This is a genomic window from Enterobacter sp. DVT3837, from assembly GCF_056238685.1.
In genome coordinates, this window is sequence record NZ_JBWDLA010000001.1 from 2,210,483 (window position 1) to 2,222,126 (window position 11,644).

At 53.1% G+C, this 11,644-nt stretch carries 7 protein-coding genes and 4 pseudogenes; 10 read left to right on the plus strand and 1 reads right to left on the minus strand.

The window, feature by feature from the left end; translation table 11 throughout:
• The first annotated feature begins 107 nt into the window (after positions 1-107).
• From AC0XWG_RS10835 to AC0XWG_RS10880, 10 genes and pseudogenes are all read left to right on the plus strand, one after another.
• On the plus strand, positions 108-659 hold the full coding sequence (locus AC0XWG_RS10835; protein ID WP_108090458.1) for a peroxiredoxin: 552 nt from the start codon (positions 108-110) through the stop codon (positions 657-659).
• Positions 660-679: 20 nt separating this feature from the next.
• Positions 680-1,912, plus strand: a complete 1,233-nt coding sequence (locus AC0XWG_RS10840; RefSeq protein ID WP_128347244.1) for a protein-disulfide reductase DsbD family protein — start codon at positions 680-682, stop codon at positions 1,910-1,912.
• Positions 1,913-1,932: 20 nt separating this feature from the next.
• Positions 1,933-2,490, plus strand: coding sequence for a sigma-70 family RNA polymerase sigma factor (locus AC0XWG_RS10845; RefSeq protein ID WP_028019671.1), 558 nt, complete (start codon positions 1,933-1,935; stop codon positions 2,488-2,490).
• On the plus strand, positions 2,477-3,106 hold the full coding sequence (locus AC0XWG_RS10850; RefSeq protein WP_128347245.1) for an NrsF family protein: 630 nt from the start codon (positions 2,477-2,479) through the stop codon (positions 3,104-3,106). The genes AC0XWG_RS10845 and AC0XWG_RS10850 overlap by 14 nt, the downstream gene beginning before the upstream one ends.
• Before the next feature lie 660 nt (positions 3,107-3,766).
• Positions 3,767-4,267, plus strand: coding sequence for a type VI secretion system contractile sheath small subunit (tssB, locus tag AC0XWG_RS10855; protein WP_028019673.1), 501 nt, complete (start codon positions 3,767-3,769; stop codon positions 4,265-4,267).
• A 33-nt stretch (positions 4,268-4,300) separates the two neighbouring features.
• Positions 4,301-5,848, plus strand: coding sequence for a type VI secretion system contractile sheath large subunit (gene tssC, locus AC0XWG_RS10860; RefSeq protein ID WP_028019674.1), 1,548 nt, complete (start codon positions 4,301-4,303; stop codon positions 5,846-5,848).
• Between the two features lie 17 nt (positions 5,849-5,865).
• A pseudogene (tssK, locus tag AC0XWG_RS10865) lies at positions 5,866-6,495 on the plus strand (type VI secretion system baseplate subunit TssK); the annotation flags it as partial.
• A pseudogene (locus AC0XWG_RS10870) lies at positions 6,456-7,298 on the plus strand (hypothetical protein); the annotation flags it as partial. The pseudogenes tssK and AC0XWG_RS10870, both read left to right, overlap by 40 nt.
• Positions 7,295-10,258, plus strand: a pseudogene (locus AC0XWG_RS10875) (ImcF-related family protein); the annotation flags it as partial. The pseudogenes AC0XWG_RS10870 and AC0XWG_RS10875, both read left to right, overlap by 4 nt.
• Positions 10,259-10,308: 50 nt before the next feature.
• A pseudogene (locus tag AC0XWG_RS10880) lies at positions 10,309-10,599 on the plus strand (VasL domain-containing protein); the annotation flags it as partial.
• 539 nt (positions 10,600-11,138) lie between these two features.
• Here the strand turns inward: AC0XWG_RS10880 and AC0XWG_RS10885 are convergent.
• Positions 11,139-11,477, minus strand: a complete 339-nt coding sequence (locus tag AC0XWG_RS10885) for a 5-fold beta-flower protein (protein WP_020838577.1) — start codon at positions 11,475-11,477, stop codon at positions 11,139-11,141.
• Positions 11,478-11,644: the final 167 nt, after the last annotated feature.

An 11,644-nucleotide genomic window follows, 5' to 3' on the forward strand; every position in this document is an offset into this window, starting at 1 on the left:
ATCCGCAAGCGACCCTTGCGGATTTTTTTTATCCGTGAGCGAAACCTTCAGGCGTTAGCGTGCGAACTATTATTCATACAGCACCTTTTTCTCTGATGGAGCCGCCCATGAAACGTTTGAATACCTTGTCAGCCGCCGCCGTTCTGAGTCTTTCCCTTTTCACCCTTAGTGCCCATGCTGCCCTTGAAGCCGGTGCGAAAGCGCCGGATTTCAGTTTGCAGGGGGCGCTTGGCGGCAAACCGCTCACCTTCTCTCTTCAGCAGGCGCTGCAGAAAGGCCCGGTGGTGCTCTATTTCTTCCCGGCGGCATTTACCAAAGGCTGCACCCTTGAGGCTCATGCTTTCGCTGAAGCGACGGATGACTTCAGGAAACTGGGTGCAACCGTGGTGGGGGTAACTGCCGGGAATGTCGATCAGGTGGATGAATTCTCGAAGCTGGAGTGTCGCGATAAATTTGCCGTTGCGGCTGACCCTGGCGCGAAAGTGGCAGCCGAATACCAGACGTTGATGCAGATGAACGGTAAAACGGTGTCTGACCGTACCTCATTCGTTATCGCGCCGGATGGCAAAATCCTGCTGAGTTATACCGATCGTAACCCTGACGAGCACATCCAGAAAACCATGGATGCCGTGAAAAAATACGCAAATTCGCACTCGTAATTTAGCCGCCGGGGTTTGCTATGTTAACAGCCATGCTGGCCGCCTTTGTGGGCGGCATTATTCTCAACTTTATGCCCTGTGTGTTCCCGGTCATTTCCCTTAAGGCGTTAGGGATTTTACGTCATCAAGGCGATACCCGGAGCGCGCGCACCGAAGGGATTGGGTTTCTGCTGGGTGTGATTTTTACCATGCTGGTCTTAGCAGGCGTACTGCTGGCGCTGCGGGCGGGTGGAATGGCTGTTGGCTGGGGGTTCCAGCTTCAGTCTCCGCTGGTCATTGCTGCACTGGCGCTGGTTATTCTGGGGGCGTCACTGAACCTGCTCGGTGTGTTTGAGGTGGGACTATCGCTTCAACGAGCAGGGGAAATCTCGGTCGGGCGCGGCGCGTTTACCCGCTCGGCATTAACCGGTGCGCTGGCGATTGTGGTCGCGACACCGTGCTCAGCGCCCTTTATGGCCGGGGCGGTAGGGTATGCACTGGTGCAGACTCCGGCCGTTTCGCAGGGTATTTTTCTCGCGCTGGCACTCGGGTTCGCGGCACCGTTTACGCTGATCTCACTCTTTCCGGCTATTGCCGAACGCTTGCCCCGACCAGGTGCCTGGATGGATATCCTTAAGCGTGGTCTGGCATTCCCAATGCTCGGTGCCTTTGCCTGGCTGGTGTGGGTACTTACACAGCAGGCAGGTACGACGGCGTTGGCGGCTCTGCTTGCGAGTGCGGTGGTGGTGAGCTTTGCGGCGTGGTTGTACGGTATGGCACAGCGCAGACGTTATACCGGTCACCCCTATAAAGTGCTGTTGGCGGTCACCGCGGTGCTGTTGATTGCGGCTATCGGCCCGCTACCGGGTGTGATGCACACCCAGTCCTCTCAGCCGGAAGTGCTGAGCGCAGAAAACATCACGCGGGTAACGTGGTCACCGCAGACGGTAGAAAAGATGCGCGGGCATGGCAAAGCCATTTTTGTGGATTTTACGGCGTCGTGGTGTATCACCTGCCAGGTGAACGAGCGAACGTCACTCTCAACCGCGGCGGTGAAACAGGCCCTGGCCGAAACGGGAACGGTTTATATGGTGGCGGATTCCACCAGATTTAACGCCGATATTGATGATGCGATGAACACCTTCGGGCAGGGTGGGTTACCTCTCTACGTGGTTTACCCTGCAGATGGTAGCGCACCGAAAGTGCTTCCTCAGGTTCTGACGCCCTCAATTGTCGTTAACGCCCTGAATCAGGCATCCGGTAAAAAAGCATGAGGTAACTGCCATGGCGAAAAATGGATAGCGGTTTAGCGCCGCGTGAAGCCTGGCCCGCGCTAATGGCTCGCGCTCAGGCGGGCGAACGCGAGGCTTATACACAGTTGTTGCGGGCTATCGTCCCGGCGATCAGGGCGATTGTTCGCAAGCAGATTTCCGACAGCGTGCTGGTGGACGACGTTATTCAGGACGTCCTGTTGACGGTTCACCGGGTGCGGCATACCTACGATCCGGCCTGTCCTTTTTTGCCCTGGTTGATGGCTATCGCCCGGGCCAGAACCGTTGACGCATTACGCAGGCGTGGCCATCACTGGCTACGTGAAACGGATGATGGGCAGATTGCAGAGGAGGTCTCTGACAACACCCCGGAAGATGAAGAAAGGGAAGAAGAGTTGGCGATGATATTAGACCAGCTTCCTTCGCGTCAGCGCCAGATTGTGGAGCATATCCATCTACAGGAAATGAGTCTTGCGGAGGCTGCTGCTCGTCATAATTTAAGCATTGCTGCCGTGAAATCGTTACTACACAGAGCACTAACCAACCTTCGCCGGATGGGAGCGAACCATGGCCGATCATAATCTTTTAATTGCAAAACTCAGTCAGGATGCCAGTCCGATACGTCGGCCCTGGGCAAGCAACCGACGCGTTGTCGCGTGGCTGCTGATGGCACTGCCGTGTGGCTGGTTAAGCAGTCTGGTATTTCAGCGTGTGGCAACGGACTGGACGCAATCCGGCGCAATACTGGCGGCGTTTCAGCTTATTCTGGCATTTGTCATGGGGACACTGGCCATTCGCAATGCGTTTCTGCTGAGTATTGCCGGGCGTAAGCTGTTGGGCTGGAAAGGGTTCGCACCGTTGATTGCACTCTGGCTGGGGGGCGTGGTGTTAAGCCTCGGACGGACGCATATTCAGGCTCATCATCCCGACGAGGTGAATTGCTATCTGTTTATGATGGCGGTCAGCACACCAATGGTCGCGATTGCGATCGCGTATTTACGCAGAACGCGGACGTTGTATCCGTTACGTACGTTAGCTATCGCTGGAGCGGGGGTGTCCTGTATGGCGCTGACGTTACTGTCATTTTGCCATCCGGTGGAGGTACATCCATTGGATTTTCTGCTGCATGTGGCGGCGGGAGTGACGATTGTGGCGGCGACAATGGCTATTGGATGGGGGTGGGTCAGAGTAAGGTGAATTCAAACGCATCGCCGGAGCGTGATTGCATTGCTCACAGCGGTAATTATCTTATATTTTTTCGATACTCTTCTGTATTGGACTACTGATATATATTTTTTGTGAATAATTTCGTGTGTGTTAAATGATCTTGTAAATGAATTAATGTTGCACGCCATGCTGGGTGTGCATGCTATTTTAAACATACTCATTCCCTTCCAATCTCTCATTTTTTTTAAAAAGTACAAAATCAGATATTTCACGAGTTAGGTGAGATTTTGCTCGATTTCATCCCTAAGTTAAATCGGTCGCTTACTAAGCAGCCTTATCCCATGGGGTTTACATGGATGTCTTAAAGAAAATTCTTATAAATCAGAATGATGATCTTTTTGTGTTAAATTTGAATTTGTAACTTTCTGTTACATATTTTCATTTCCAGTCCCGTAGGGAACGTTCCTACACTCACCGCTAGTGGGTCTTATCCGAAATTTTTTATTTCAGAGAAATACCCAAAATACAGTGTCGACATGCTGGTGAATAGAATGCGCTCGCTTTTAACTCCGGGATTTTGATTCTCGTCGGATTATGTGAACCAGGAAGATGTTCTGGCTGGGTTTGCCATTCTTATTAAATTCTCGCTGGTATTGATCGTTTTTATAACTCCATAGAACAGGGACAGCTATGTCTAACTCTTCCTATCAATCCGAAATTCCCAAGGCACGTATTAATCTAAAACTGGATCTGCATACCGGTGGCGCGAGTAAGAAAACGGAGCTTCCTCTGAAATTACTGGTGGCGGGCGATTTCAGTCATGGCCAGGAGTCCGCGTCATTATCCGAGCGTAAAAAAGTTAATCTCAACAAAAATAACTTTGACTCTGTGCTTTCCGAATATTCCCCAAAAGTAAATCTGACCGTCAAAAACACGCTTGCCGGTGATGGCAGTGAAGACAATATCAGTCTGACATTCCAGAGCATGAAGGATTTCACACCGGAACAGGTCTCACGACAAATTCCACAGCTGAAGGCGATGCTGTCCATGCGTAATTTGCTGCGTGATTTAAAAGCAAACCTGCTGGATAACCAGGCATTCCGAAAGGAGCTGGAAAAAATTCTCCTCGACCCGGAATTAAGCGCAGAACTCAGAACTGAGCTGTCAGCTCTGGCTCCGAAACAGCCATAACGGTCACGTTGTTTAAACGGATTAATAAGGAAGATGTTGATGTCTGTAAAAAATGAGAATGCCGCTGGTGGCGAGAGTGTGGTGCTTGAACGTCCTGCAGCAGGTGGGGTTTACGCGTCTCTGTTTGAGAAAATCAATCTGAATCCGGTGTCTGAACTGAGTGCACTGGATATCTGGCAGGACGCGCAGGCGATGTCGGATGCGACTGCGGATGAGCGCTTAACGGCGGGGATGCAGGTGTTCCTGGAGTGCCTGACAAAATCGGGCTCAAAAGTTGAAAAACTCGACAAAAACCTGATTGACCATCATATCGCAGAACTGGACTACCAGATTAGCCGTCAGCTTGACGCTGTCATGCACCATGAAGACTTTCAGGCGGTAGAAAGTCTGTGGCGCGGCGTTAAATCCCTTGTCGACAAAACCGATTTCCGCCAGAACGTGAAAGTCGAACTGCTTGATATGTCTAAAGAAGATTTGCGTCAGGACTTCGAAGACAGCCCGGAAATTATCCAGAGCGGATTATATAAACAGACATACATTGATGAGTATGATACGCCGGGTGGAGAGCCTATTGCTGCACTGATTTCCGCATACGAATTTGACGCGTCTGCACAGGACGTTGCCCTGTTGCGTAACATCTCGAAAGTCTCAGCTGCCGCGCATATGCCGTTTATCGGCTCTGCAGGTCCGAAATTCTTCCTGAAAGATACCATGGAAGATGTCGCGGCCATCAAAGACATTGGTAACTACTTCGACCGTGCGGAGTACATCAAGTGGAAATCGTTCCGCGAGACGGATGATTCCCGTTATATCGGCCTGGTGATGCCACGCGTGCTGGGACGTCTGCCGTATGGCCCGGATACCGTGCCGGTGCGGAGCTTCAACTACGTGGAAGAAGTGAAGGGGCCGGATCACGACAAATACCTGTGGACCAACGCCTCGTTTGCCTTTGCATCCAACATGGTTCGCAGCTTCATCAACAACGGCTGGTGTGTACAAATTCGTGGCCCGCAGGCCGGTGGTGCCGTTCAGGACCTGCCAATCCATCTGTATGACCTGGGCACCGGTAATCAGGTCAAGATCCCGTCAGAGGTGATGATCCCGGAAACCCGCGAGTTTGAATTTGCGAATCTGGGGTTCATTCCCTTGTCCTACTATCGCAACCGCGACTATGCGTGCTTCTTCTCTGCGAACTCTACCCAGAAACCGGCGCTGTACGACACCGCTGATGCTACCGCCAACAGCCGCATCAACGCCCGTCTGCCGTACATTTTCCTGCTGTCGCGTATTGCGCACTACCTTAAGCTGATTCAGCGCGAAAACATCGGCACCACTAAGGATCGTCGTTTGCTGGAACTTGAGCTCAACACCTGGGTTCGCGGTCTGGTGACGGAAATGACCGATCCGGGCGATGAGCTGCAGGCGTCACATCCGCTGCGCGATGCGAAAGTGGTGGTAGAAGACATCGAGGATAACCCGGGCTTCTTCCGCGTGAAGCTGTTTGCTATCCCGCACTTCCAGGTGGAAGGGATGGACGTCAACCTGTCACTGGTTTCCCAGATGCCGAAGGCGAAATCATAAGCTAAGGCAGGAAGCCAATGAGAACGGAACAACCGTTATGGGGCAGGGGCGTTATGGTCTCTCCCCAGCACTTCCAGCAACAGGCCGCGTATGCGGCCTGGTCCGCGGAATGCATTGCCCGACTGGGGCTCTCCCAGCCCTGGGGGATGATTGATGCCACTTTCGAACCGGATGCACTGAAACTGGGCCGCCTGCAGGCCCGTCATTTGCACATCCGTTTCCCGGACGGCACGTTGATTGATACCGAAAATGCGGACGCCCTGCCTCCGGCGCTATCGCTCGATGGTGAATCGCATAACGTGGTGGTAGTTCTGGCTCTCCCGCTGCTACGGGCCAACGGCGGCAACTGCCTCAAACCCGATGAAGTGGCTGAACGTCCGGTACGTTATCGCCAGTGCTGGCGGGATGTCCGCAATACCTTTGGCGAAGACTCCCGTCAGATTGCTGTGATGCAGCCGGAGCTGACCCTGCGCTTTGCCCATCAGACCAACAGCGATTATCTGACCTGCCCGGTAGCCCGTCTGCAGCAAGACTCTCAGGGTGCATGGTTGCTGGATGAAACATTTCTCCCACCGCTTCTGAGCATTCAGGGTAGCCGCTGGCTGGTATTGCGATGCAAAATAACGATAGCATTATTGTTTCGCAGGTCGACCGGGATGGTAATGAAAGCTCCAGGATGAGCCAAATCTCTTCTAGCCCGCAGGACTCGCTAAAATTCGTGATAACGAATATTTTTTCGAAGTTGATTGCTGGCATTCCTTTCGCACATATCCCTGACAAAGTACCACTGGTAGTATTTTTTGATGTAACAACATCGCTGCCTCTGGAGAGTATTCGCTATTACTGGGATGAGGCCTGGCAAAAAAACAATATTACTCTTCCTGTTGAATATGGTGAGGGGAGAGGGCTCAGTGTAATCGACCGTTGGTTGAATGAACGTATTAAAGATAACGCAATGCTATTGATTGTGGGTCTCCAGTTAAAGCCTGCCGAATCTGACAACACAGCTGAAGCCGGTGTAGCACTGCTTCTTGGCAACCGCTTGACCCAGGAAACACTCGAACCTCTCGCGCTGCTGCACCGGCCAGATGCTGCTCCTACCGGTGAGCTGAGGGAGGGGATGAACATGGCTGCCTATAACGCCCCGCTCAAAGAAAACATCGTCAAAAATTTATGGCTTGCCGGGCTGACAGGTGAGCAGCGAGCAGAAGTGATCGAGTGCCAGAATGCGCACCCTGCGCAGTTTGTAGAGGACGAAGCCGTCATTTCGCTCGATACATCTATGGGACATGCCGGTGCCGTGGCCCCCTGGCTGGCTATCGCTGCCGCCACCGAAATCGCCCGACAAACTCAGTTACCACAGATGATTATCTGCGGTGATACCACACAGAATGTGCTGTGGAGCACGCTCATTACCCCGATTGCTTCCCGACAGGAGATGGATCCGTGAAGCTACCTTTAGCACCGAAGACTACGGAAGGCCGCTATCTTGCTGTCGCATTGATTTTCTTTTTGCTGTTAGCCGTTATGACGTTCATGGTCTGGAAGCATCCGGATATAGCCGGGATTGAAGACGGAAGTCAGCAGCAAATTTACTGGCTTATTGCCGGCGGATGTATTTCAGGCTGCGCCCTTATCGTATCCGTAGTGCTTCTGGCGGCGGTACGCAATGCCGGCAAACAGGAGTTTAATGCGCTTGTTGACAACACCAACGGTGATGATGAGAAAAAGAAGCGGGAAAATGATAAAGCGCCTGTTCACCCTGCGGTGGCCATGTGTAACAAGATCCGGGGACATCTCCGCTCCCGTATTGGCCTTTACTGGCGTCGTAAAACCCGTCTGTTGCTCATCACTGGCGATGAGGTGGCAATCGAGCAGCTGGTACCTGGCCTGCAGGAAAACCAGTGGCTTGAAGGTAACCGTACCGTTCTGATTTACGGCGGCCGTCTGACTGCTGAGCCCGATAAGGAAAAATACGCCGCGCTGCGTAAACTGCGCCGCGGTCGTCCACTGGACGGTATTGTACGTGTCATGCCGCAGTCGCTTAATCTGACCCCACAAATCAGCGACAACGATTTACGCGGACTGGAAAAAATCAGTGAACTGATCCGTTATTCCGCCCCGGTCTGGCTGTGGAAACTGTGTGATAGCACCTGGTCGCAGGCAAAACGCACTGAGCAGCCGGTAGGGGCCAGTTTCCCACTGCGTGCCAGGCCTGACGATATTACCCGCCAGCTTGAGTTGATGCTGCCGGCCCTGCGAACGCAGGGGGTGAGTCAGGTCGCTGAGAACAACGGTCACGACTTCCTGCTGCGCCTTGGCCAGCATCTCAAAAACGGCGGTATCACCCACTGGACTCAGCAACTGGTGCCATGGCTGGCTGCCTCTCAGCAGCGCATTCCGCTGCGAGGCCTGATGTTCAGCCTGCCGGAGAATAAACCCGCCTATACCGCAGGAGAAACAGCCGGTGCTGCACCTGCCGACGCTGAGAAATATATCCCGGAATCACAACGCCATGCGCTGACCCTGCCGGTAACCTGTCAGGGCATTGTGGATGACTGCACCCGCGTGCGTGGCCGCCGTGTCGGTATGGCCTGGGAACAGACGCTGGCCTGGACGCTGATGGCCATTATCGGTGTCTGGGGGGCGGGAACGCTGTTGTCGTTTGCGGTCAACCGTCTTCAGATTGTCTCTGTGGCGCAGCAGGCGCATGCTCTGGTGGAACATCCCTCTGTTTCTGATTATCAGCTTACGGCTCTGCATACGCTGCGTAATGACGCCGGCCGCCTGCAGCACCGAATTCAGGAAGGCGCGCCATGGTATCAGCGCTTCGGTCTGGACCATAACCAGCAACTGCTCGACGCGATGCTGCCCTGGTACGGCGTGGCGAACAACCGCCTGATCCGCGACCCGGCAAATGCCGCCCTGACGCAGAAGCTCAGCGTACTGGCTGGCTCCGCTCCCGGCAGCGACCAGCGTGCACAGCTGGCGAAGCCGGGCTATGACCAACTGAAGGCCTGGCTGATGATGGCCCGTCCGGATAAAGCCGATGGCGCGTATTACGCTCAGACCATGAAAGCCGTGCAGCCGACGCGGATGGGCATTTCAACCGGCCTGTGGCAAAGCATGTCACCGGATTTGTGGGTCTTCTACATTTCCGAACTGCCAAAACAGCCACAGTGGAAAATCACGCCGGATACGCAGCTGGTGAGCCAAAGCCGTCAGGTGTTGTTGCAGCAAATTGGACGGCGTAACGCCGAAAGCACTCTGTATGAGAACATGCTCAAATCCGTGCGTCGTAACTTCGCCGATGTGTCTCTGGAAGACATGACCGGCGGTACCGATGCGCGGCGACTGTTCACCACCGAGGAAGTGGTGCCGGGCATGTTTACCCGCCAGGCCTGGGAAGGTGGCATTCAGCAGGCCATCGAGAAGGCGGCAACGTCGCGCCGGGATGAAATTGACTGGGTGCTGAGCGACAGCCGAAAGGCCGTCTCCTCAGACCTGTCGCCTGAAGCCCTGAAAGCACGTCTGACGCAACGTTACTTCACCGACTTTGCCGGCAGCTGGCTGAGCTTCCTCAACAGCCTGCACTGGAATCCGGCAAACAACATTGCGGACGTTACCGACCAGTTGACGCTGATGAGTGATGTCCGTCAGTCGCCACTGATAGCCCTGATGAATACCCTCGCCTGGCAGGGGCAGACCGGCCAGCAAAGCGAAGGCCTTTCGGATTCCATCATCAAATCGGCTAAAGATCTCGTAGGCGGGAAAGACAAACCTGCGATTGACCAGCCTGCGTCAGGGCCGCAGGGGCCGCTCGATGAAACCTTTGGCCCGCTGCTTCAGCTTCTGGGTAAAAACAAAGGCAGCAACGTCATGTCGGCTGACAATTCCCTGAGTCTGCAGACGTATCTGACCCGCATCACCCGCGTGCGTCTGCGTCTGCAACAGGTGGCCAGCGCCTCTGATCCACAGGAAATGATGCAGACCCTGGCGCAGACCGTATTCCAGGGCAAAAGCGTGGATCTGACCGACACCCAGCAGTTCGGCAGTCTGATTTCGGCAAGCCTTGGCGAAGAGTGGAGCGGTTTTGGCAGCACGATGTTTGTGCAGCCACTGACCCAGGCCTGGGAGACCGTGCTTCAGCCGTCGGCAGCGAGTCTGAATGACAAGTGGAGCCGTTCGGTGGTGGCGAACTGGCACACCGCCTTTGACGGACGTTTCCCGTTTGCGGCGAGTAAAAGTGATGCCTCCCTGCCTATGCTGGCTGAGTTTTTGCGCAAGGACAGCGGACGTATTGAGCGCTTCCTGACGACCGAGCTCAACGGGGTACTGCACAAAGAGGGCAGCCAGTGGGTACCGGATAAGGTCAACAGCCAGGGGCTGAGCTTTAACCCGAAGTCGCTGAACTACAGCAGAAGTGGCAACAACGACAGGCCGAAAACAAACTCTCTGCAAGCGCATTAACTGGCTGGCATGAAGGCATGCAGCAACTTCAGGTGTTGGCCGACAGGCTCAATACGCTGGACGGACAGAAAGGCAAATACATCACCGTCAGCGAACTGAAATCCAGCGTCTACCAGATGATGAACAGCTTTAGCCAGACGATCCCTCTGGAGGAGCAACTACGTGTGATGCAGGGCCAGCAGGGCGATGCCGCACTGGTTACGCAACAGCAAATTCAGCGTCATTTGAACGGGGTGACTCAGTTATTTGCAGAGCAAAAATCTCCCCCTGTAACGCCTTAAAAAGGCGATGATAGCTTCGGTTTGGCAAACAGAAAGGAGGCACTGCTGGAGAAGTAGAATTGTCGAAGACATGATTAGCAAAGTGGAAAGCACTGCTGAAAAAGATCGGGTAACTCGGGATGAAATGATTCTGGTGGTTGCGACGATAATGAAAGCGATGATGGGGCTTAAAACGAAAAACGGACGTCTTTCGACGTCCGTTAATACTGAATTTGGTGCCCGGACTCGGAATCGAACCAAGGACACGGGGATTTTCAATCCCTTTAAAAGAGCCCAAACGATCCATCAGCACTAACAGTTTTATACTGGTTTACCTTGAGAAAAATGTTTAAGTTTGGTTCTTCATGACTTAAGTATTGCTTAAATACGGCGTTTCGAAGCTACCAGAATCCTACCATTATGAGCCTATACCCATAGAAGAGAAATTATCTCCCGTTCTCGCGATTCAATGACTAAAAATCAGACGGTGCAGGCTTTTAGATACTGATATTATATCTTTTGGGTAAAGTATTAATCTCTGTTGAGATAGGCTCTTAGCCCTAAAATAGCCGAGCAGCAAACGCCAAAACAACAATACTGACATTACCATTAACTGTCGCGATGGTTCTGAGTCGATCGTCTTTAAGTGTTTTACCATCAAATGTTGCGATGGTGCGGAGTCGATCGTCTTTCAGGGTCTTGCCATCAAAGGTAGCGATGGTGCGGAGTCGGTCGTCTTTCAGGGTTTTACCGTCAAAAGTTGAGATGGTTCTGAGCCGGTCGTCTTTCAGGGTTTTACCGTCAAACGTTGCGATGGTCCTGAGTCGGTCGTCTTTCAGGGTTTTACCGTCAAAGGTAGCGATGGTACGGAGTCGATCGTCTTTTATAGTTACGCTCATAAGCATTCTCCTGTGATACATCCATTCAGTACTTTACCATCCAAAATCAAGCACTGGTTTCTGTAAGTTCTGGATGCTAATTGTTTGAATATGCGTTAAAAATTCATCCAGTTAGCATTAACATTAACCAGCGCTTCATCGATCGTACAGGTCTGACGCAGTTTAAA